The sequence below is a fragment of the Streptomyces sp. NPDC059454 genome (genome assembly GCF_042749965.1).
In the GTDB taxonomy this organism is placed as follows: Bacteria; Actinomycetota; Actinomycetes; order Streptomycetales; family Streptomycetaceae; genus Streptomyces.
The window spans coordinates 185,163-206,750 of record NZ_JBHYVC010000004.1; the positions used below are offsets into that span (position 1 = coordinate 185,163).

Genomic DNA, 21,588 nt, shown 5'->3' on the forward strand with positions numbered 1-21,588 from the left:
TTCTTCCGTGCTCTCCCGCCCGTCGACACTCCACTCACCAGCAGGGGGATCCACCATGTCCAAGCGCGTTCTCGTCCCGTCCGTCATCGGCCTCGTCACCCTCGGCGCCGTCACCGCCGGCGGTTACGCCATGGCCTCCACCGCCACGCAGCCGACCGTGGAGGACGGCTCCGCCAGTTACACCGCTCCGTCCCGGCAGGGCGAGGGGAAGCTCTCGTACACCGCGGACGTGAGTGACGACTCGGGTGTCCGCGAAGTCAGGGTCATCGCGTGGCCGGCGAGTTCCGAGCTCGACCCGACCGAGCCGGAGATGCGGTACGTGGACAAGGCCACGTGCCACAGCACCTCGGACGAGACGTCCCGCTGCACCTACACGCTGAAGGTGACGCAGCAGGACGCGGCCGACCTCGCGGAAGGCACCTGGTACGTGTCGGTGCTGGCGACGGCGAAGGACGGCGACACGGAATTCGTGCCCCGCGCGGCCACGGTCGACGTCACCCGCTGACCCGTCACCAGGGCCGGACGCCCCCGGGCGGCCGACCGTGCACCGCCGTGCGGGGCGGTGGTGCACGGTCGGCCGCAAGGCGAAGGACGCCCTCATGTACCCGCCGAGCAGGCGGGCGAGCCGGAGGCGTTCGTCCGCGGGCCGGTCACGGGTGATGTGCCCGAAGACCTGGCGCTGTTCGCCGGTGTCCCTCCTCGGCAACCGGAGGCACCGTCAGGTTCTCCCCGCCGGTCGTCTGCCACCATGCTCCTCACCGACCGCCACCGCCACGACTTCCGGGTACGTGCCCGGCCTCTCGCGCTGCTCGCCGACATGCCCCGTCCCGCGCCCACGGTGCCCGGACGACGGTGGCCCGAGCGAAAACGCGGCCGGTGGAGCCGAGACCCGGCCCGGCCGACCTGCCCGACCCGATCAGGGCGACAGACCACACACAGAAGGACGTCGAAGATGCGCCTCACCCGACCGACCCCGTCCGCCCGGCTGCTCACCCTGCTCGGCGTCGCGGCCGTCGGCCTGTCCGTCACGGCCGTGACCCTGCCCGGCGAGGCCGACGCGGCGCCCCGCCACCACCAGACCCGGCCGACGATCGTGCTGGAGCACGGCGCGTTCGCCGACGCCTCCAGCTGGGACGGCGTCGTCGAGCGCCTGCAGCGGGCGGGCTACCCGGTCGTGGCCGCCGCCAACCCGCTGCGCGGTCCGGCGAGCGACGCCGCCCACCTGCGCAGCGTCGTCCAGCATGTCGACGGGCCCGTGGTCCTGGTCGGCCACTCCTACGGCGGCACCGTCATCAGCCAGGCCGCCGCCGGTCTGGAGGACAAGGTCAAGGCCCTCGTCTACATCGCCGCGTTCCTGCCCGACACCGGCGAGAGTTCGCTCGGGCTGACGAACAAGTTCCCCGGCAGCACCCTCGGCAACGTGATCGACTCGGTGAACTACACGCTGCCGGACGGCAGTCGGGGTGCCGACGTCTACATCGAGCAGGACAAGTTCCGCAAGCAGTTCGCCGCGGACGTACCGGCCGGCCAGGCCCGGCTCATGGCGGCCGGCCAGCGCCCGATCGCCGCCGCCGCGCTCGAGGAGAAGTCCACCCGGGCCGCCTGGAAGACCATCCCCTCCTGGTCCCTGGTCACCACCGAGGACCTCAACATCCCCGTGGCCGCCCAGCGCTTCATGTCGCACCGCGCCCACTCCCGCACCACCGAGATCGACGCCTCGCACGCGGTGTCCGTCTCCCACCCCGGCGCCGTGACCCGCATCGTCGAGAAGGCAGCCCGCACGGTCCGCTGACCGCACCCGACTCCGTCCATCCCGCACCACGTCCCACACCGGAAGGCAGCAACCACCATGCCGTTCATCACCGTCGGCCAGGAGAACACCACCGACATCGAGCTCTACTACGAGGACCACGGCACCGGGCAGCCGGTCGTGCTGATCCACGGCTACCCGCTCGACGGTCACTCCTGGGAGAAGCAGTCCGCCGCCCTGCTGAAGGCCGGCTACCGCGTCATCACCTACGACCGGCGCGGCTTCGGCCGCTCCGGCCGGCCCACCACCGGCTACGACTACGACACCTTCGCCGCCGACCTGAACACCGTCCTGGAGACCCTCGACCTCAACGACGCCGTCCTCGTCGGGTTCTCCATGGGCACCGGTGAAGTCGGCCGCTACCTGGGCACCTACGGCTCCGCCCGGGTCGCCAAGGCCGCCTTCCTCGCCTCCCTGGAGCCCTACCTGCTCAAGACCGACGACAACCCCGGCGGCGTCGACGCCGGCGTCTTCGAGGGCATCAAGCAGGCCGTCACCGCCGACCGCTACGCCTACTTCACCGCGTTCTACCAGGACTTCTACAACCTGGACGAGAACCTCGGCACCCGGATCAGCGAGGAGGCCCTGCGCAACAGCTGGAACGTCGCCGCCGGCGCCTCCTGGCACGCCTCCCTGGCCTGCGTGGACACCTGGACCACCGACTTCCGCACCGACATCGGGAAGGTCGACGTGCCGGCGCTGATCCTGCACGGCACCGCCGACCGCATCCTGCCCATCGAGTCCACCGGCGAGCCCTTCCACCGGGCGCTGCCGCAGGCCGAGTACGTCGTCATCGAGGGCGCCCCGCACGGCCTGCTGTGGACCCACGCCCAGGAGGTCACCGACGCCCTGCTCGCCTTCCTGGCCAAGTAGACGAACACCCGGCGGTCTCCCGCCGCCGGGAGCTCACCAGGCCCCTCCGGCCGCATCGACATCGACGCCCTCCCCCTACGGCAACGTCGGCTCCCAGGACCACCACCGGGTCTTGGGAGCCGACGTCACGCACAGGTCCCACTCCCACCGACAGCGTCCGTCGGTGAGGGCGGGACCCCGGCCGGCGGGTCGATAGGTCCGCGAGCTCTGATCGCTGCCGAGCCTGCCGGGTAGGCTGGCCGGCATGACCGAGCTCGGCCCCGTCGCCTGGCCACCTGCCCCGATCAGGACCGAGCGGCTCGTGCTCCGTGAGCCCGAGGCCCGGGACCGCGCGGCGGTCATCGAACTGCTGGCCTCGCCAGAGGTGGGCACCTACCTCGGTGGCCCCCGACCGCGTGACGAGCTCGAGCGCACGATGCCCGGGGCGCCCGGCCGGCGCCCCGGCCTTTTCACAGTCGATCTCGACGGAGCGATGATCGGCCGGATCACGCTCACCAGAGAGACGGGACACCTTCGTCAGGCCGAGGGGAGGGCCGAGCTCGGCTACCTGTTCCTGCCGCAGGCGTGGGGACGCGGGTACGCCGCCGAGGCGTGCGCCGCGGCCCTCGACTGGTTCGCCGGCGCGCTTCCCGGCGAACCGGTGGTGCTCGCCACCCAGACCGCCAACGTCCGCTCGCTGCGCCTCGCGGCGAAGCTGGGGTTCATCGAGGCGGAGCGGTTCGAGGCCTACGGCGCCGAGCAGTGGTTCGGTGTGTGGTCCTCGGCCACGCCGTCCGGTTGAGCCCGTGCTCCACAGCGCGGCTGCGCGGGAGCCGGCGTCCTCGGTGACCTCGGCACGCAGCCGGACGGCGGCGAACGTCGACCCGAAGGCGGGGACAGCGTCCCCGGGCCTCACGCGTCACCTGCAGGGACGATCGTCCGGCTGAGGCCCCGTGGTGCCTTTCGTCGCGCAGGCGGCCGCCCTTCACGATCACCTGGCTGATGCCGGCCCGCCCGGCCGCCGGGCCGGTGCCGTGCCTGTCACGGACCTCATGCCTCAGCCGCCGAAGCGAGACGGGCGGAACCCGTGTTCGGGCAGCGGCGTCGGAGCGGCGCGGTGGAGAGCGGCGGAACGCCGGCTGCACCGCCCCTACGGCTCGACGCGAGCTCGCAGGATTCCCTCGACGCCCTGCAGGAAGGTCTCGGAGACCAGTTCGGGGTCGAAGAGGCAGCCGGCTGCCATGGCGCCGTCCCGGAGCATGACGAGGTGCCGGCCGGCTGCCTCGGCGGGCGCGTCGCCGGTCTGTGCCAGCAGGTCCGTGACGGTGTCCAGGAACCATTGCCGGTGGGCCAGGACGGCTCGGTGGATCGGGTGGGCGGGATCGGGATACTCGGCCACCGCGTTGAGGAAGGCGCAGCCGCGGAACCCGGGGGACCGGATGCCCTCGGTGATGGACCTGCCGACGGCCCGGACCCTGCCGGCCGCCGACCGGCTGCTCGCCCGGGCGGCGGCGACCTGCTCCCGGATCCCCCGGTCGGCCTGTTCGAGGTACGCGAGAACGAGTTCCTCCTTGCCCGAGAAATGCCGGTACAGCGTGGCCCGGGTCACCTGCGCCTCCGCGATGACCCGGTCGATGCCGACGGAGTGGATCCCCTCGGCGTAGAAGATCCGGGTCGCTGTGGTGAGCAGCCGCGCTCGCGCTTCGGATGTGCTGCCGCCTCTCGGGCTCCGACTCATGCCGCCAGGCTACCAAAAGGGAGAACGTTCGGTCTTGACAGCAACCGCACCGACCCTCTTTGATCTGGTGGCAAGACAGAACGTTCTCCCTCCTGATGGGTGGTGCCTTCACGGCTCTCCGCCGCACCCGACCGGGAAAGCCGGTCACAGCACGCGACGACTGAGCCGTTCCGCATCAATTCCCTGCCACAGAAAGGCACTTCCATGGACACTCTCGTCGCCACAACCCCCACCGGCATTCCTTTTGCCTTGCGCAAGCTGTACTTCCTGCGGTTCACGTTCGCCGCTGCGTGGGCCGTCCTGCTGTTCACGACCGCCGAAACGCTGGGAGTGCTCAGTGTGACGTTGCTGCTGGTCTACCCGCTGTTCGATGTGGCGGCCGCGGTCGTCGACATCCGGTCCGTGAAGGCGAACGGCGGTCCGGCCCGATTCCTGTACGTGAACGTCGCGATCGGTTCGCTGACGGTCATCGGTCTGGCTGTCGCTGTCACGTCGGGCATCCCGGCCGTCCTGCGGGTCTGGGGAGCCTGGGCCGTCGTCTCGGGACTCGTCCAACTCGTTGTGGGCGCAGGCCGCAGGAAACTGGGCGGCCAGTGGCCGATGATCATCAGCGGCGCCCTCTCCGCGGTCGCCGGCGCATCGTTCTTCGCGCAGGCGGGCAGCGACGGTCCCACGCTGGCACACCTCGCCGGCTACGCCTTTCTCGGAGGTGTCTTCTTCCTCGTCTCGGCACTCCGGCTGAACCGGGCCCGCGACGGGGTGTGACCCCCCTGGGCGCCGACGGGGCACGCCCGCACGCACATCGGTGACTCCGTCGGCGGGCGGGCCCGCCCCTTGGGAGGACGTCCTGTGCGAGGCTCCGTACCCCTCTCCCGGCCGTCTGCCTGCCGCCGCGAGGGCGGGCCGGGAACAGCCCGTGCGGTCAGCCGGAGTCGTCGAACATGGCCAGCAGCGCCTGCTCGTCCGTCTCCGGCGAGGGCTGCTCCGGCTGCGGTGCCTGCTCGGCCCACACCGTTTTGCCCTGCGGCATGTAGCGGGCGCCCCAGCTGCTGGTGAACTGTGCCACCAGGAAGAGGCCGCGCCCGCCTTCCTCGGTCATGGCCGCCCGCCGGATGCGCGGAGAGGTGTTGCTGCGGTCGGAGACCTCGCAGATCAGTGAGTCGTCGCGCAGCAACCGCAGGCCCACGGGCCCCCGCCCGCCGTACCGCACGGCGTTGGTGATCAACTCGCTGACCACCAGCCCGGTGTTGAAATCCAGCTCCGACATGCCCCAGGCGGCGAGCTGGGCGCGGGTCAGCGCCCTGGCCCGCGCCACGACCGAGGGGTCGGACGGGAACTCCCAGGTCGCCACCCGGTCCTCGGACAGCGCGTGCACACGGGCCAGCAGGAGGGCCACGTCGTCGTGCGGGCCACCGGGCGGGAGGACGCCCGCGATCCGGTCGCAGATGTCCTCCAGCGCCGGGCCGCCGCGACCCAACGAGGCCAGCAACTGCCCGGTGCGCACGTCGGTGTCCCCATAGCCGCGGTTCTCCTTGAGCAGGCCGTCGGTGTACATCGCCAGCAGGCTGCCCGGGGGCAGGTCGACGGTGGCGGACTCGTACGGCTGGATCCCGCCGAGCCCGAGCGGCGGACCGCCCGGCAGGTCGATCAGCCGCGCCCGCCCGCCCGGCGTCAGCACCGCGGGCGGCGGATGACCGGCCCGTGCGGCCGTGCAGCGGCACGCCACCGGGTCGTACACCGCGTACAGGCAGGTCGCCCCCGTCGCGGGGTCCTGATCGTCGGCCGACTCGTCGGGGGTGCGGCTGACCAGGTCGTCCAGGTGGGCCAGCACCTCCTCGGGCAGCAGGTCCAGCCCGGCCAGCGTCCGTACCGCCGTACGCAGCCGGCCCATGGTCGCCGCCGCCTGCAGCCCGTTCCCGGGCACGTCCCCGACGACCAGCGCCACGCGCATCCCGGACAGCGGGATCGCGTCGAACCAGTCCCCGCCCACACCGGCCCTGGCGTCCGCGGGCAGATAACGGGAGGCGAGTTCGGCAGCACTCAGCCGGGGCAGGGCGTGCGGAAGCAGGCTGCGCTGCAGGGTCAGGGAGGCGTGGTGCTCCCGGCGGTAGTGGCGGGCGTTGTCCACACTGATCGCGGCACGGGCCGCCAGTTCGCCCGCCAGCGCCAGGTCGTCCTCCTCGTACGGCTTCGTCCTGCCGCGGCGGTAGAAGCCCGCCAGGCCCAGAACGGAGCCCCGCGCGGACAGCGGCGCGCCCAGGTAGGAGTGCACGCCCTCACCGAGCAGGTCGACGGGGTGCGCCCGGTCGGCCGGCGACCCGGACAGGGCGGCGGTCAGCACCGAGTCCGTCACCGGCTGCCCGGTCTCCAGACACCGGGCCTGGGGCGTACCGGCGGGGTAGCCGACCGGTTCGTCCACGCCGCCGGCCGGAGTGTCGGGGGAGCCCTGGCCGGCCCGGGCGGCCACCCGGCGCAGTGCCACGTCGGGGCGCAGCCGCCCGGGCGGTGGCTCTTCGCCCGCCAGGACGCATTCCACCAGGTCGACGACGACCAGGTCGGCGAAGCGCGGCACGGCGATCTCCGCCAGTTCCTCGGCGGTACGCCACATGTCCAGGGTGGTGCCGAGCCGTCCGCCCGCCTCGTTCAGCAGGGACAGCCGCCCGCGCGCCTCGGCGGCGAGCCGGCCGACGCCCGGCTCGCCGACCAGCAGCAGCCATGCGTCGGCCGGTCCGGCGGCGTGCGCTTCCGCCGTCGCACCGGGCGCGTCCGCACCCGCCGCCACGGTGGGACGGTCCAGGAGCGGCACATGACGACCGTCGGGGGCGGTCACGGTGGCCGGGACCGGTGCCCCCGTGCCGCCGGTGTCCTCGAAACTGACCTCGACCGCCGCCCCCTCCACGTCGCCGTGGTGCAGCTCCCTGCGGCGCAGCACGGCCACGCGGCTGCCCGCGAGCGGCACCTCGGCGAATGCCTCGCCGGCCGAGGAGATCAGCTCGACGGCACGCTCCAGCAGGGCCAGCCGCTCCTGGGAGGCCAGCCGGGGCGGCGGTCCGCCGCCCCGGGTGAGCTCTCCCGAGGCGAGGTCCAGCTCGGCGTGCCCGCCGCGCTCCCTGGCCCGGTGGAAGGAGCGCATCAGCTCGACCTCGCGGGACGTGCTCAGCTCCAGCAGTCGTTCCCCGATGCGTTCGGTGGCGTCCTGCAGGGCCAGCGCCATGGCGGGATCGGCCAGCGCCCGGGGCACGGAGAGGTTGACCGCGCCCCGCACGGTGCCCCCCACCGGATCGCGCACCGGCGCGGCCACGCAGGTCAGTTCCTTGAGACTGTGCAGGAAGTGCTCGTGGCCGACGACCATGAACGGCGCCCTGGTGCTCAGCACCATGCTGACGCTGCTGGTTCCCATGAACCGTTCGTCGACATTGGCGCCCGGCACCAGGGAGGCGGCGTTCATCAGCTCCAGTCCCGCCGGGCCGCCCCGCCGGTCCACGATGTTCGCCTGCGAGTCGACCAGCGCCACGGTCACCGGCACGCCCGAGAACCGTTCGCACAGACGGTCCAGCACCGGCGCGGCAGCCCTGATCAGCCGGGAGTCGGGATCCAGATCGCTCTCCACCGGCAGGGCCGCCCCCTCGCGGTCGATGCCGAGCGACTGCGAGCGCTGCCAGGAGGCGAGGATCTCCGGACGTACTCCGGCAACCGGCTGCGTCCGGTCGCCGTGACCACTGTCCGAAGGAGTCGGATACGGGTCCACAGGATTCAGAGTAATCGGGCGAACAGGACACGCGCTCGGTCGCGGGCGTCTCGGAGGCGAAGGTCCCCGGGCGTGCCGGGGCGCGGACCGTCGTGCTGTCGGGTGGCCGGCCCCGGGTGCCGCGGTGCGGACCGCGGGCGCGGGGCCGGCGGGTGCGTGGTGCCGTCCCGGCGCCGGAACGCCGACGCCCGGCCGTCGCAGCCGTTGCGCCGGGCCTGCCGCGGAGGCGTCCTCGTCGGCCCGTGGGTACCGGCCTTCTTCGCGATCGGACCCGCTCTGCCAGCCGACGAGAGGCGGGTGGTGCAGACTGGCTGAAGTAGAAGTCTGTATTCCGTTTCTACCGTCGGGTGACGGCGTACCCGATGAGGAGGGCGAGTGCGGGGCGGCGTGTACGTGCCGGCGGAGCCGACGTGCCGACGTGCCGACGTGCCGACGGTAGTGCTCCGGCACGGCGCGCGGTGGCCCGGGCAGGGATCCACGGATGCTGCGTCCGTTCTGCGGCACGTGGACCGACCGGCCGATCTCCCGCCGCGGCGGGCGGTCCGCCTGCGCCCGGTCATGGAGATCGTCCCGACCCCGAGGTCCGGGCCCGCTGTCCCGGTGCGGTCGGACAGGAAGGCAGAGGTGTGACATGGACAAGTCCCAGCTGGCCCGGGCCAGTGTGCACAAGGCCGCGCAGAGGGGCCACGACATCCGCGAGGAAGACGCGGAGCAGGTGATCGACGCCCTGTTCGGCACGGTCGACATGGCGGGCGTGATCGCTGAGGCACTCAAGCACGAGGAAGCGGTGGTGGCCGGCAGTTTCGGTCGCTTCCGCCCCGACGGAGGCTCCGCCGCTTTCCAGCCGGGCAAGGCCCTGACCGAGTACCTCCAGGACACCGCACCCTGACAGGGACCCGGCGTCCGTTGCCGGCCCCGCCCCTCGGGGCGCTGCGGGGCCGGGCGGGGCGGCGTGGCCGCCGAGGGCGCCGACGGCGATGCGCCGGAGGGGCCGTGCCGGTCCGGTGGTGATGCCGAGGGGGACCGGTTCGCGGGGAAATCCTCGGCGTACGCGGCTCGTCCGGCGACGTCCGGTTCCCCGCCCGCGTCCCGGCGGCGAGTTGTCCGTGAATCCCCCGATGTCCCCGTACTGCGGCGCCTTCGGCCTTCCGGTCGCGGCAGCCCGGTGCCTCCGCCCGGACCGACTCGGAGCCACCTGTCCGATGGCCGGGCCCGGGCCCCGGCGTCGCTGTCGAAGCAGCCGGCGCGGCGCGGTGTCCGGGGGCGTGTCGGCGCACATGGCGGGCGACGGGGCGGGACAAGCCCTTGGGGACTGTCCCGCGCCGCTCACCGGGCTTCCGGCCGGTCGCATCGTCCAAGGGACCGGTCCGGCCCGGCCGACCGGGCTGCTGCGGTCCCCGGGTTTCCCGACCCGTGGTGAGCCCCCGCCGAAGGGCCCGTCGTCACCTTTGCGGACGCCCGGCCTCCTCGAGCCGTCGGTGCGAATGGTTCCCGCCCCGGCTGCGCAGAGGGGCGTCCGCCTCGGTGAGGACGCGGTGGACGAACCCGTACGAGCGCCCGTGGGCTTCGGCGATGGCCCGTATGGACCGGCCGTTCTCGTACTGCTCCCTCATCTCCCGCGCGAGTTCCTCGCGAGCCGCGCCCGTGATCTGTTTGCCCTTGTCCACGACTGGTCTCCTTCGGTGATCGATGTCTGGCCGTGGTCGTCGTCTACCCCCTACAAGGGGCGAGTCACGGAACGGAAACGTCTTGCCGGGGCCCGTGGGGAGGGAACGATCCGCGGGCGGGTGCGGTGGGGAAGGGAGTGGTCGTGGAGGGGGCAGCAGTGTCCCCGGGCCGTACCCCTTGCCCGCGGGGACGATCGTCCGGCTGAAGCCCTGCGGGGCCTTTCGCCGCGTAGGCGACCGTCCTCCACGGTCACGCATCGAGCGGCTTCGGCCCGCGCCCGGTGACGCGCCGGGCGGGAGCAGGCGGTGGCGCGCTGCTCGGGAACGAGTGGCGGTCCTGTCCCGCGGAGAGCGGGGCCCGGAATACGACGCCCGCCGACGCCGTTGCACACCATGTATGACATGTCTGAGTCAATCGACTCGGGCGGTGGCGGAAGGAGCACCTCATGGCACGCGGCACTGCGCGGCCGGTCGTCAGGCTGAGGTCGACAGCCGGCACGGGAGTCACCTACGTGACCCGTAAGAACCGTCTGAACGACCCCGACCGGCTGGTCCTGCGGAAGTACGACGCGGTCGTCGGCGAGCACGTCCTCTTCCGCGAAGAACGATGAGACCCGCCTCCGCCGCCCGGCGGCGGAGGCACCCCGGGAAGGACATCCCGTGAGGCACGGCATCCACCCCGTCTCCCGCCCGGTCGTCCTCCGCGACCGCGCGTCCGGCTTCCGGCTGCTGACCCGCTCCACCATCGGATCGCAGCACACGGTCGAGTGGGAGGACGGCGCCACCTACCCGGTCGCCGACGTCGAGATCTCGTCGGCCGGCCACCCGTTCCACACCGGCACCTCGCGCGTCACGGATGAGGCGTGCGGAGCCGCCCGCCGGGCCGCATCGTGGACACCCGGAAGATCTCCGCGGCATCCGGCCCGCGATCACCGGACGGGACCGGCCCCACGGCACCGGCCCGGGCACCCGCCGCCGGGGCCGACGGCTTCGCCGGGAGTTCTCACCCGTCATGGCGGGGCGTGGACGGCTGGTGGGTGCGGGTGTGGAGGGCGAAGGCGGCGAGTGCGGTGGCGGTCATGACGGTCAGCCAGGCCGTGCTGTGGAGCAGAGGGCTCACGGTGGCGTTCCGGGTGAAGCCCGCGGCGAGACTGGTCTGGAGGGAGCCGTAGCTCGGGAGCAGTTCGACCAGGGCTTTGTCGGCGGTGGTGCTGGCGACGGGATTCTGGGGCGCGAGGTCGATGATGCTGGTCATGATGATCGTGACCAGTCCTTCGACCTCACCGCGCAGGAAGAGGGCCAGGCACATGCCCATGGCCCCGTAGACCAGGCAGACCGCCAGGACCGCGATGCCGAGGAGAAAGGGCTGGAGGGGGGACCAGAACAGCAGCATCCAGGCGGTGGCGTAGGCGCTGACCAGCACTGACGCGACCAGGAGAGTGGTGAGCTCGGCGCCGATGAGGGCGGTCCGGGGATAACCGGCCGCGGTGAGGCGACGGTCGAAGGCCCTGGTGCGGCGTGCGGCGCTGAACATCAGGAATCCCACGAGGAGGGACACGGCGTTCAGGGAGCCGCTGATCATCGTGATCTCGTCTCCGCCGGCGCGCAGCCAGGTTCCGGTGGCGCGTAGCCGGAAGGGAAACGTCTTCGGCGTGGTGAGGGTCTTCGCCACGGTGATCCACATCGGGATGAAGGCGATCAGGAGCACGGCGGCCAGCCGGTTCTTCGCCATGGCCAGCAGGGCGTAGCGGCAGGCGACCAGGTAGGCGCTCATGCGGTGTCCGCCGTGGGCGAGGGCCCGAGGAGGCCGTCGTGCAGATGGTGCAGGACGTCCAGGCGTTCGGTGTCATGGGCGAGGTGGGAGACGATGATCACGGTGCGGCCGCGGCCTTTCAACTCCTGGGCGAGGTCCCAGAACCGCAGGTAGGTTTCCCAGTCGAAGCCCTGGTACGGCTCGTCGAGCAGCACGACGTCCGGGTCGTGCATCAAGGCCAGGACCAGGTTCAGCTTCTGCAGGGTGCCACCGCTGAGGACCTTCACCGGCGTGTCCAGATAGCCGGCCGCGGAGAGCGCGTCGATCAGCCGGAGCGCGTGGCCGGGACTCGGGAGACGATAGGCGACCTGGAAGAGACGCAGGTGCTGGCGCACGGTCAGCTCCTCGTCCAGGACCGGGTGCTGCGGGCAGTAGCCCCGTGTGCCCAGCAGGTCGACACGTCCGTCGTCGGGGCGCAGATCGCCGCTGAGGATGCGCAGCAGGGTGGTCTTCCCGGCGCCGTTCTCCCCGACGATGCCCACCAGCTGTCCTGCCCGCGCCTCGAAGCCGACCCCGCGCAGGACCTGCCGGGACCCGAAGTCCTTGCGGACCGCCGTGACGCGCAGCACCACCGCCGCCTGCCGCCTCACGTCCGGTCCCGGACGGCCGAGCCTGCGCACCGCCGGTCCCGTGGGTCCCGGCGGCAGCCGGACCTCCGGTGCGGGGACGGGGCGCCGGCGTGGGAACCGAGTCCGCCGGCCCACCGCGGCAAGGACTCGTCGAGACCGGCGATCCGGGCGTGCGCGCGTTCGGCGAACGGACACCGGAGGGGCGGCGTGCCCTCGTCCTGGTCGACGGAGAGCGGACTCGGACTGGCCACGGGGGCTCCTCGAGAGCGGTGGAGTGCACAGGTTCCGACCGGTCAACGATGTACGAGCCGTCGAGACACGTCACGAACGCTTCCGGCGCGCGCTTCGGAACCGGGGTGTGGGCCGGCGCACCGGCTGCCCGGTCGCCCGCGGACGCCGTCCGACGGAACGGGACTCCCCTTGCGGCGGCCCGGCCCACTGCCCTGACCAGGGAAGACGAGCACTTCGGGTGATGTTGCGGAAACTCGGGGAAAAAGATGCGGCGTTGATGGGAGGCCGCTGTGAAGGGTGGAGATGTGGAACTGGGCGAGTTGCTGGCCGCCGCGGAGGCGGCGCCGCCCGGTGAGTCCGTCGACGTGGTGGCACACGATCTGCAGAAGCGGTTCGGTGCGGAGCGCGTGTCGTTCCTGTTCGTCGACCTCGTCGGCCGGCGGCTGGTACGGCTCACCGCGGCCGACGACGACGTCACGGACTCCGACGAGCCGATCGACCTGCGGGACAGCGTCTACGACCGCGTACTGCGGAGCCAGCGCCAGCACGTGGAACCGGACGGTCAGGGCGGACAGCGCGTCCTCACACCGGTCACCAACCGCGGTGACTGCATCGGCGTGCTGGAGGCGACCCTGCAGTCCGCCGACGACACCGTGCTCCGGCAGGTCCGCGACGCGGCCCACGCACTGGCCTACATCATCGTCACGGACCGCCGCTTCACCGACCTCTACCACCTGGGCGGGCGCACCACCGAGACCAGCCTGGCCGCGGAGATCCAGCACCAGCTGCTTCCCTCGGCCCCCTGCTGCGAGGCGGCCCAGTTCACCCTCGCCGCCGGGCTGGTCCCGGCCGACGACATCGGCGGCGACACCTACGACTACACCCTCGACCGCGACACCCTGCACCTGTCCGTCACCGACGCCATGGGCCACGACACGAACTCGGCCCTGCTGGCCACCCTGCTGGTCGGCGCACTGAGACGGGCGCGCCGCAGCGGCTGTGACGCCCTCAGACAGGCCGAGCACGCCCACCGGGCCCTGCTGAGCCACAGCCGTGGCCTGGCCACCGGACAGCTGTTGTGCGTCGACCTCGGAACAGGCCTCTGCGAACTGGTCAACGCCGGCCATCCCCGGCCGCTGCGGCTGCGCGACGGCACCGTCGAGGAGGTCGACCTCGCCGTCAACCTGCCGTTCGGTGTGGCGGCACCGACTCCCTACCGCCTCCAGGAACTGCAACTGGAGCCCGGCGACCGCCTGATCCTGCTCACCGACGGGATGCAGGAGCGCGGCGCCGCGGCCGTCGACCTGGCCGCGCTCGCCCACGACACCCGCCCGCTGCATCCGAGGGAAGCCGTCCGAAGCCTGACCGCCGCAGTGCTCGACGCCTGCCACGACCACCTCAGGGACGACGCCACGGTCCTGATACTGGACTGGCACGGCAGCCGCCGAGGGCCGGCCGGGACCGGACCGGAATCGCGGCGATGAGCCCCAGCGGCCCGCCGTACGGCATCGCCCTGCCCACCACACCCTTGACCGCGCCAGAACGTCCTTCGGACCGGTGAGGCAGGCCATCGGCCGGCCCCGGGCGAGCAACGCCCGAACAGCGGCTCGGATATCCCGTTCCGGCCGTCGAGGACGCAGCCCCGCCTGTCTCCGGCACAGGCGCCTCCGCGGCCCCATTCCCCAGACCGGAAGCCTCCCCCGACAGGCGTCCACCGGCGCGGTCGGCCGTCTGCGGCGGAGGAGATCAACGCCCGGGAGGCGCCGGCCGAGCCGGAGGGGTCCTGATGGCCCCGTACCTGGTGACGGTGCGCCGGCGCCGTCGGCGACGGCCGCCTGCGACGACGGGGAACGTTCCGTCGGCTCCGTACGTCCGCGCTCCCCGCCGGCCTCTCCGCACTGCCGCACGCTCAGTCGAAGGGGGTGAGGAACTCCTCCACCCGCAGTGGCCGGCCGACGATCCGGGTGTCGCCCAGCCAGCCGTAGAAGCCCTGCCCGAAGGTCCCGTCGAACTGGGTGGCGCCCAGCACGAAGGGCTTGCCGAGGGTGGCGATGCCGGTCGACGCCTGGGACGGGTTGCGGGCGATCCTCGAACCGTCCACGTACATCACCGTGCGGCGGCCGTCGTTGACGACGGCGATGTGCATCCAGCGCCCGGTCGGCACGGCGTGGCTCCACGAGGTGGGGTCGGCGTCCTGCTCGTGCGGGTAGACGACGAACTGCAGGAACCGCTCGGGCGACAGATTGAGGCTGCAGGTCGGTTCCAGCGGCGACCAGCCCGTCGTCTTGCCCGCCTCCGCGTTGCGGCCCTCCCAGCTGAGGACGCCCATCCAGCTGTGGTCGCCCTCGAACGGCTCGGGCAGCCGGACGAAGGTCTCGATGGTGTAGCCGCGGAGGAACTTCTCGCTGTTCAGGGCCGCGCGGGCGGCGGTGGTGAGGACGGCGCCGCGGTCGGGGTCCTTCCCGCCGTCGAAACGGAGGCTGGCGTGCGCGGGCTGTCCCTGGTGGTGGTCCGCCGACCAGGTGAGCGCGTCGGCGCCGCTGGAGTGCAGCCGGCGCACCGTCAGGTCGTTGCCGTTACCGGTCAGGTCCTTGACGACGGCGCCGTCGGCGACGGTGGCGCCGGGTGTTCCGGCCGCATCGGTCCCAAAGGAGTCGAAGCGCCAGTAGGCGAGGGTGCCGCGGGGCATCACGGCGCGGGCGGGGCGGGGCCCGGCGGGCGTGACCGGGGCGAAGCCGGCGAACCGTCTCCCGAAGTCGACGGTGAGGCTGAACCGGTCGGCGGAACCGGTGAGTTCGATCGTCTCGGCGGCCAGGGGGGAACGCTTCCCGGGGTCGCGGGCCAGGAACCAGGGCGAGAACGTCTCGACGTCGATCACTCCGCGCACCAGGTCGAAGCCGTAGGTGCGGATCATTCCGGCGCCGCCGTAGTAGCGGTCCTGGTAGTTCGTGATGTGGACGTGGACATCGTTGCCGGCGTCGTTGGTCAGAACCGTGCGGCCGGGCGGCCAGTAGTGTCCGCCCAACGCCAGGAAGATCTGGTCGTTGCCCTTGATCAGGCGTTCCCAGAGGCGCTGTCCGTTACCGGACAGTCGGGCCCTGCCGTCGTCGTCGGACCAGGCGATGTCGTGCGTGGTGAGCACGGCGGGCAGGGTGGGGTGGGCGTCGAGCACCCCCTGCGCCCAGGCCAGTCCCTTGTCGGAGACCCGCCAGTCCAGGGCGAGGACGAGCCACCGCCGGCCGCCCGCCCGCAGGACGTGGTAGCTGTTGTAGCCGTCGGGTGAGGCACCGCCGAAGGTCGGCATGGACCGGTAACGGTCGGGTCCGAACGCGGCGAGATACGCGGAGTCACCGCGCTGGTCGTCGGTGGACGACCTGATGTCGTGATTGCCCGCCAGGACGCTGTAGGGGACCCGGCCGTGCAGGACGCGGAAGGTGTCGGCGGCGAGGCCGATCTCGTCCTCGGTACCGTGCTCGGTGACGTCGCCGAGGTGCGTCATGAACGCGATGTTGGCCGCCGCCCGCTCGGCGGCGAGGTACCGGAACGTCGCCCGCAGCGGGGCGGGGTCGGCACTGTCGGCGTCGAAGAGGTACTGGGTGTCGGGCAGCACCGCCAACGCGAAACGCGGGCTCTCGGCATCGAACCGGCCGCCGGCCGCCGAGGAGTCCTCCGCCGCCGCGGCCGGACCGGCGGTCGTACCGGCGGCTGCGGCACCGGCCGCCGGTACGACCACCGCCGCGCGCAGCAACGCGCGTCTGTGCACGGTCTGGTGGTGATGTGTCCGTCGCTCTGCACTCATCAGGTCTCCCCGGGCCGGCCAGTGGTGTGGGATCAGCCCGAATGCTGCTCACCCGCGCTGACCGTCCGGTGGCGCGAAGCTGAACACCTGCTGCACGGACACCGCGGCGGCAGCACTCCGCGTCGAGGATCACCACGGCCGGTGGGTGCGCTCGACGCGGAGCCCGGTGCCCGGTCGTCGTCCCGGCGCAGGGCTCCCCCGGCTGTTCGAAGGGTGGTCCCTCCCGTCCGGATTCCCCGGAGAGCTCCTGGGTAGCAGGGGAGGCGACAGCACATCGTGAGCCGGAACGAGGAGCAGACGTGAGCGAGTCGGCGTCCACCGCCCTGCAGCAGGAGATCGCCCGGGAACTGGGTGTCGCCGAGACGTTCGAAGCCGAGCGGGAGATCGAGCGCCGGGTGGCCTTCCTCGCCGAGCGGCTGACGTCCACCGGCCGGCGTGCCCTCGTGCTCGGCATCAGCGGTGGCGTCGACTCCACCGCCGCCGGCCGGCTGTGCCGGCTCGCCGTCGAACGGGCACGGGCCGGCGGACACGAAGCGCGGTTCTACGCGATGCGCCTGCCCTACGGGGTCCAGGCCGACGAGCACGACGCCCAGCGCGCGCTCTCCTTCATCCGGGCCGACCAGGTGCTGACCGTGGACATCAAGCCCGCCGCCGATGCCGCGCTCGAGGCCGCGCTGGCCGCCGGGGTGAGCTTCCGTGACGCCCGCCACCAGGACTTCGTGCACGGCAACATCAAGGCGCGCCAGCGCATGATCGCCCAGTACGCGGTGGCCGGCGCGTACGACGGCCTGGTCGTCGGAACGGACCAGGCCGCCGAGGCGGTCACCGGCTTCTTCACCAAGTTCGGCGACGGCGCCGCCGACCTGGTCCCGCTGGCCGGCCTGACCAAGCGCCGGGTGCGCGCCGTCGCGGAGGCTCTGGGCGCGCCGGCCGAGCTGGTGTGGAAGATTCCCACGGCCGATCTGGAGAGCCTCGACGAGGGCAAGGCCGACGAGGACGCGCTCGGAGTGGCCTACGACGTCATCGACGACTTCCTGGAGGGCAAGCCGGTGGACGAGCAGGCCTTCGGAACGATCGTCCGCCACTACCGTCTCACCGACCACAAGCGCCGCCTGCCCACCGCCCCCTGACGGGCGGTCGAAGCGGACGGCCGCGTCGGCGGTGAGCTGCCGGCGCCGCCCGCCCCGATCGAGTTCCGCGCCGCCCCCGGGCGGACCGGTCGTCGGGGGTGGGGCGCGCCGCCGTCAGTTCAGGCCGAGGACGTTCATGGTGTGCTCGGCCATGCGCCGCTCCCCGAGGGCGTTGGGATGGACGGGTACGAGGCTGCCGCCGAAGAGGAGCGGTTCGATCCAGCGGGTGCCGCCGGGTTTGCACGCGTCGTGGCCCTCGGAGACGCGGGAGAAGTCCACATAGGTGGCGCCGGCCTCTTCGCCGGCGCGTTCGACGACCGCGTTGAGGTGTGCCTGTATGCCACGCAGGTAGGGCACGTCACCGGTGGCGACCGGCAGCTTCACGAAGCAGGAGGGGTCGGCCTCGGCCGGCGTGATCCACGGGTAACCCAGGACCGCCACGCGGGCGTCGGGGGCCTTGGCGCGTACGGCCTGCAGGGCGGTCTTCAGCGCGGGATAGGTGTTCGCGTCGATCTGGTCGGTGAAGGAGGTGCCGTACGTGTCCTTGCAGGGACTGCCCTTGCCGCCGCTGAGGACACCCGCGGCGCCGCAGGCCGTCAGGGCGTTGATGAAGGTGCCGTTGTCGTTGCCGCCGATCGTCAGCGTCACCAGGTCGGTGTCCGCGGTGAGTGCGTTCACCTGGGGCGCGACCCCGGGGTACTGCGATGCGGTGAAGTCCTTCGTCTGGGCGGCGCCGCAGGTCACGTCCTTCAGGCGGGCGCCCGTCCGGGCGGCGATCACGTGGGGGTAGTTCGCGGTGGAGCGCAGGCACAGCAGGTTGGTGGGATCCACGGGCAGCACGCCGGAGCCGGCGCTGTAGCTGTCGCCGAGGGCGACGTAGTCCAGCGACGCGGAGGCGTGTGCGGTGCCGCCCGTGAGGCTGAGGGCGAGCGCACTGACGAACGCGAATGATGTAGCCATGACATTCCGGAGGGCGTGCTTCGGCATGTGATCCCTCGTCTCGGGAGTGGGGCGGTGGGCGGGACGTGCCGTTGGTGGGAGCGGGGCGGTCCGAACGTGGAAGGGGGCCGGACGGCGCGATTACCGAACGGTTCTACCGACAGGTAATGTGCAGACCCCCCGAGGGGGAGTCAACATTGTTGACCGGACTTCTTGAAATGCTCACGAAAGATCCCCGGCGCTCCTGTGAAAACGCGAACCCGCAGTTGCGAAGCGTCGGGCCCCCTATCCTGTCCCGCATGCTGCAGACCGGCTCCAGTACCACGACCCGCGAGGCCATCCACTCAGCCGCTGCCCGGCTGTTCCAGGACCAGGGCTTCTCCAGGACCACCGTCCGTCAGATCGCGGCGGCGGCCGACACGGATCCCGCGCTGGTGATCCGTCATTTCAAGAGCAAAGAACTCCTGTTCCTGGAGACGATGCATCTGACGATCGATGACGAGCCGCTGCTCGACGTGCCACTGGAGCATCTGGGGGATCGGCTCGCCGAACTCCTCGTCGAACTCGACGGTTCCGCGCGGGGCGTCTTCCTGGCCCTGGTGCACGGCAGCAACGGGCCGCAGATCCGCGAACGTCTGCGCGCTACGCACGAGCACCTCTTCGTCGTCCCGCTGCGCCGTCGCCTGTCCGGCCCCGACGCCGACGTCCGCGCGCGCACGGCGGCCGCCCTGGCGGGGGGACTGCTGTACGCACTGTGGGTGGTCGGGGACGAGGTACTGCTCCGGATGGACCGCACGGAACTGGTGTCACGGTACGGCGCACTGCTCCAAGGGGTGCTGACTCCTCGAAGCCGCTGACGTCGTCGCGGCACCGGATCTCGCGGAGGCCGTGCCGGAGGGCGCGCGCCGGACGGCCGGGGCCGGTGGAGACGATGCCGGGCCGGTTCAGTGACCCACGTCACAACGGATTCCTGTCAGCGATCGGCGCGCGGTCTCGTTCAAGGGGCACGCGAACGAGACAGGAGCAACGCCATGAAGCACCGCATCGTCGTACTCGGCGCCGGATACGCCGGGGCCTTCGCCGCCGGGAACCTGGCCCGCCGGCTCTCGCCCGCCGACACCGAGATCACCGTCGTCAACGCCGTGCCCGACTTCGTCGAGCGGATGCGGCTGCACCAGCTCGCGATCGGCCAGGATCTCACGTTCCGCAAGCTCGCCGACGTGTTCGCGGGTACCGGGGTGCGCCTGCGCCTGGCGCGCGTCACCGGCGTCGACCCCGAGCGCAGGACCGTCACCGTGACCGGCGAGGACGGCGACGCCGAGCTCGCGTACGACACCCTTCTCTACGCGCTCGGCAGCTCCGTCGCCCACCATGACGTCCCCGGCGTGGCCGAGTACGCCTTCGACGTGACCGGCCGGCCCTCGGCGCTGCGTCTGCGCGAGCGCCTGGCCGGCCTGGGCGCCGGCGGCACCGTGCTGGTCGTCGGCGAAGGGCTGACCGGCATCGAGACCGCCACCGAGTTCGCCGAGTCCCGGCCCGACCTCTCGGTCTCCCTCGCCGCCCGCGGCGAGCCGGGCGCCTGGCTCTCCCCGAAGGCCCGCCGTCACCTGCGCCGGGCCTTCGACCGGCTCGGCATCACCGTCCACGCGCACACCGGCGTCGAAGCCGTCGAGCCGGCACGGGTGATCGCCGCCGGCGGCAGGTCCCTCCCGGCCGACGTGACCGTGTGGTCGGCCGGGTTCGCCGTGCACCCCCTCGCGGCCGCCGGCGGTCTGGAGGTCACCGGGACCGGCCGGATCGTCGTCGACCGCACCATGCGCTCGGCCTCGCACCCGGACGTCTACGCCGTCGGTGACTGCGCCCACGCGATCGGCGAGAACGGCCGGCCGTTGCCGATGTCCTGCGCCTCGGCCGGCCTCACCAACATGCAGGCGACCGCCGCGATCATCGCGCGCCTGACGGGCGGCGAGGTCCCGACCGTCGCACTGAAGTACCACGGCAACCACATCAGCCTCGGGCGGCGGGACGCGATCTTCCAGATGGTGGACGGGGACGCCCGGTCGAAGTCCTGGTACCTGGGCGGCCGGACCGCCGCGCGGCTCAAGTCGGGCGTGCTCGAAGGAGCCGCGTGGGGCATCGTCCACCCGACCTTCGGCATGCCGAAGCGCAGGCGCCGGCTGGCCGCCGCGCCCGACCGGGCCGGTGTGAGGGCCGCCGCATAGGCTGATGCGCATGGACAGCGAGGCCATCGACCGGTTCGAGGCCAGCCGGGGCCGGCTGGCCTCGCTCGCGTACCGTCTGCTCGGCTCGGCCGCCGACGCCGAGGACGCCGTGCAGGACACGTTCCTGCGCTGGCAGGCCGCGGACCGCGAACGGATCGAGGTGCCGGAAGCGTGGCTGACCAAGGTCGCCACCCGTCTCTGCCTGGACCGGCTCCGCTCGGCGCAGGCGCGCCACGAGCGGGCGGCCGGTGCCTGGCTGCCCGAGCCGCTCCTCGAGGGCGACCCGATGCTCGGCCCGGCCGACACCTTCGAACAGCGTGAATCGGTGTCCTTGGCCGTACTGACCCTCATGGAGCGCCTCTCACCGGTCGAGCGGGCCGTCTACGTCCTGCGCGAGGCCTTCTCGTACAGCCATGCCGAGATCGCCGGGATCCTCGACATCACCGAGTCCGCGAGCCAGCAGCATGTCCACCGGGCCCGGATCCGGGTCGCCGCCGAGCGCCGCCGCGGCGGCGAGGCCGACCCCGCGTCCGCCCGCCGGGTCGTCGAGGAATTCCTCGCGGCCGCCACGTCGGGGCGCACCGAACGGCTGGTGGCACTGCTCACCGACGACGTGACGGCGTTCTCGGACGGCGCCGGACTGAGCAAGCGGCTGCTGCGGTACAAGACGCGTGAGCGGGTCGCCTCCTACGTGCGGGCCGGCTTCAAGCCCACGCAGGCGAAGCGGCGGCTGGCAGGCGGCTCACCCGCGATGCACATCGCGCGGGTCAACGGCTCCCCGGCCGTCCTCGCCGTGGTCGACGGCCGGGTCGTGGGCGCCGTGGCGTTCGAGGTCAGCGACGGCAAGGTCGCGTCCCTGCGCGGCATCGCCGCCGCGGACCGCCTCTCGCGCCTCAACGAGACCTGGCGGCAGCACGAACCCGACGCGCCGGTCATCAGCGCGTGGTGACCGGAGCCACCCAAAGCCGGTGATCCCGGCCGGAGCGAGGACGGCACCTGCCGGCCCCCACGGCGCACGCCAGTGCGGGGCGAAGCGTGCAGGTCCGGGGCCCCGCCCTCGGCACCGGATG

General features: G+C 72.4%; 19 protein-coding genes and 1 pseudogene. 13 read left to right on the top strand and 7 right to left on the bottom strand.

Annotated features, from left to right (window positions below):
- The first annotated feature begins 55 nt into the window (after window positions 1-55).
- The 4 genes from ACFXAE_RS04460 (at window position 56) to ACFXAE_RS04475 (ending at window position 3,464) form a co-directional block, all read left to right on the top strand.
- A complete protein-coding gene (locus ACFXAE_RS04460) occupies window positions 56-505 on the top strand; it encodes a DUF5707 domain-containing protein (protein ID WP_384707783.1) in 450 nt (149 codons plus the stop codon).
- 447 nt (window positions 506-952) lie between these two features.
- Entirely contained in the window at window positions 953-1,792 is an 840-nt protein-coding gene (locus ACFXAE_RS04465) for an alpha/beta fold hydrolase (protein ID WP_384707786.1), read from the top strand.
- A gap of 57 nt (window positions 1,793-1,849) precedes the next feature.
- Window positions 1,850-2,683 carry an alpha/beta fold hydrolase gene (locus ACFXAE_RS04470; RefSeq protein ID WP_384707789.1) on the top strand — a complete coding sequence of 278 codons (834 nt, stop codon included), beginning with the start codon at window positions 1,850-1,852 and terminating at the stop codon, window positions 2,681-2,683.
- A gap of 244 nt (window positions 2,684-2,927) precedes the next feature.
- The gene (locus ACFXAE_RS04475) at window positions 2,928-3,464 is read left to right on the top strand and encodes a GNAT family N-acetyltransferase (protein ID WP_384707791.1); all 537 of its coding nucleotides are present in this window, start codon (window positions 2,928-2,930) and stop codon (window positions 3,462-3,464) included.
- A gap of 348 nt (window positions 3,465-3,812) precedes the next feature.
- Here the strand turns inward: ACFXAE_RS04475 and ACFXAE_RS04480 are convergent, their stop codons facing one another.
- Complete coding sequence (locus ACFXAE_RS04480) at window positions 3,813-4,400, bottom strand: TetR/AcrR family transcriptional regulator (RefSeq protein ID WP_384707794.1); 588 nt, start codon at window positions 4,398-4,400, stop codon at window positions 3,813-3,815.
- A gap of 204 nt (window positions 4,401-4,604) precedes the next feature.
- Here ACFXAE_RS04480 and ACFXAE_RS04485 point away from each other — a divergent pair, with 204 nt between their 5' ends.
- Complete coding sequence (locus tag ACFXAE_RS04485) at window positions 4,605-5,165, top strand: hypothetical protein (RefSeq protein ID WP_384707934.1); 561 nt, start codon at window positions 4,605-4,607, stop codon at window positions 5,163-5,165.
- Window positions 5,166-5,322: 157 nt separating this feature from the next.
- On the opposite strand, the gene ACFXAE_RS04490 is transcribed toward ACFXAE_RS04485, so the two are convergent.
- Window positions 5,323-8,148 (bottom strand): SpoIIE family protein phosphatase, encoded by a 2,826-nt coding sequence (locus ACFXAE_RS04490; RefSeq protein WP_384707797.1) that lies wholly within the window; start codon window positions 8,146-8,148, stop codon window positions 5,323-5,325.
- Between the two features lie 631 nt (window positions 8,149-8,779).
- On the opposite strand from ACFXAE_RS04490, the gene ACFXAE_RS04495 reads away from it, so the two are divergent.
- On the top strand, window positions 8,780-9,037 hold the full coding sequence (locus tag ACFXAE_RS04495; protein ID WP_384707800.1) for a hypothetical protein: 258 nt from the start codon (window positions 8,780-8,782) through the stop codon (window positions 9,035-9,037).
- 553 nt (window positions 9,038-9,590) lie between these two features.
- On the opposite strand, the gene ACFXAE_RS04500 is transcribed toward ACFXAE_RS04495, so the two are convergent.
- On the bottom strand, window positions 9,591-9,815 hold the full coding sequence (locus tag ACFXAE_RS04500; protein WP_384707802.1) for a helix-turn-helix domain-containing protein: 225 nt from the start codon (window positions 9,813-9,815) through the stop codon (window positions 9,591-9,593).
- A gap of 446 nt (window positions 9,816-10,261) precedes the next feature.
- Here ACFXAE_RS04500 and rpmG point away from each other — a divergent pair, with 446 nt between their 5' ends.
- Window positions 10,262-10,426, top strand: a complete 165-nt coding sequence (gene rpmG / locus ACFXAE_RS04505; protein WP_384707804.1) for a 50S ribosomal protein L33 — start codon at window positions 10,262-10,264, stop codon at window positions 10,424-10,426.
- Window positions 10,427-10,475: 49 nt separating this feature from the next.
- Window positions 10,476-10,679: pseudogene (locus ACFXAE_RS04510) on the top strand (type B 50S ribosomal protein L31); the annotation flags it as partial.
- A 139-nt stretch (window positions 10,680-10,818) separates the two neighbouring features.
- Here ACFXAE_RS04510 and ACFXAE_RS04515 read toward each other — a convergent pair.
- Both ACFXAE_RS04515 and ACFXAE_RS04520 read right to left on the bottom strand, forming a co-directional pair.
- Complete coding sequence (locus ACFXAE_RS04515; RefSeq protein WP_384707807.1) at window positions 10,819-11,589, bottom strand: hypothetical protein; 771 nt, start codon at window positions 11,587-11,589, stop codon at window positions 10,819-10,821.
- The gene (locus ACFXAE_RS04520) at window positions 11,586-12,200 is read right to left on the bottom strand and encodes an ABC transporter ATP-binding protein (RefSeq protein ID WP_384707937.1); all 615 of its coding nucleotides are present in this window, start codon (window positions 12,198-12,200) and stop codon (window positions 11,586-11,588) included. The genes ACFXAE_RS04515 and ACFXAE_RS04520 overlap by 4 nt, the downstream gene beginning before the upstream one ends.
- A gap of 518 nt (window positions 12,201-12,718) precedes the next feature.
- Here ACFXAE_RS04520 and ACFXAE_RS04525 point away from each other — a divergent pair.
- Window positions 12,719-13,912, top strand: coding sequence for a PP2C family protein-serine/threonine phosphatase (locus tag ACFXAE_RS04525; RefSeq protein WP_384707810.1), 1,194 nt, complete (start codon window positions 12,719-12,721; stop codon window positions 13,910-13,912).
- A 425-nt stretch (window positions 13,913-14,337) separates the two neighbouring features.
- On the opposite strand, the gene ACFXAE_RS04530 is transcribed toward ACFXAE_RS04525, so the two are convergent.
- Window positions 14,338-16,227, bottom strand: coding sequence for a LamG-like jellyroll fold domain-containing protein (locus tag ACFXAE_RS04530; RefSeq protein WP_384707813.1), 1,890 nt, complete (start codon window positions 16,225-16,227; stop codon window positions 14,338-14,340).
- 299 nt (window positions 16,228-16,526) lie between these two features.
- On the opposite strand from ACFXAE_RS04530, the gene nadE reads away from it, so the two are divergent.
- Entirely contained in the window at window positions 16,527-17,357 is an 831-nt protein-coding gene (gene nadE / locus ACFXAE_RS04535) for an ammonia-dependent NAD(+) synthetase (RefSeq protein WP_384707816.1), read from the top strand.
- 114 nt (window positions 17,358-17,471) lie between these two features.
- Here nadE and ACFXAE_RS04540 read toward each other — a convergent pair whose 3' ends face one another.
- On the bottom strand, window positions 17,472-18,344 hold the full coding sequence (locus ACFXAE_RS04540; RefSeq protein ID WP_384707819.1) for an SGNH/GDSL hydrolase family protein: 873 nt from the start codon (window positions 18,342-18,344) through the stop codon (window positions 17,472-17,474).
- A 251-nt stretch (window positions 18,345-18,595) separates the two neighbouring features.
- On the opposite strand from ACFXAE_RS04540, the gene ACFXAE_RS04545 reads away from it, so the two are divergent.
- From ACFXAE_RS04545 to ACFXAE_RS04555, 3 genes are all read left to right on the top strand, one after another.
- Window positions 18,596-19,153, top strand: a complete 558-nt coding sequence (locus ACFXAE_RS04545; protein ID WP_384707822.1) for a TetR family transcriptional regulator — start codon at window positions 18,596-18,598, stop codon at window positions 19,151-19,153.
- A 174-nt stretch (window positions 19,154-19,327) separates the two neighbouring features.
- Complete coding sequence (locus tag ACFXAE_RS04550) at window positions 19,328-20,518, top strand: NAD(P)/FAD-dependent oxidoreductase (RefSeq protein WP_384707825.1); 1,191 nt, start codon at window positions 19,328-19,330, stop codon at window positions 20,516-20,518.
- Window positions 20,519-20,528: 10 nt separating this feature from the next.
- Window positions 20,529-21,467 carry a sigma-70 family RNA polymerase sigma factor gene (locus ACFXAE_RS04555; protein ID WP_384707828.1) on the top strand — a complete coding sequence of 313 codons (939 nt, stop codon included), beginning with the start codon at window positions 20,529-20,531 and terminating at the stop codon, window positions 21,465-21,467.
- Window positions 21,468-21,588: the final 121 nt, after the last annotated feature.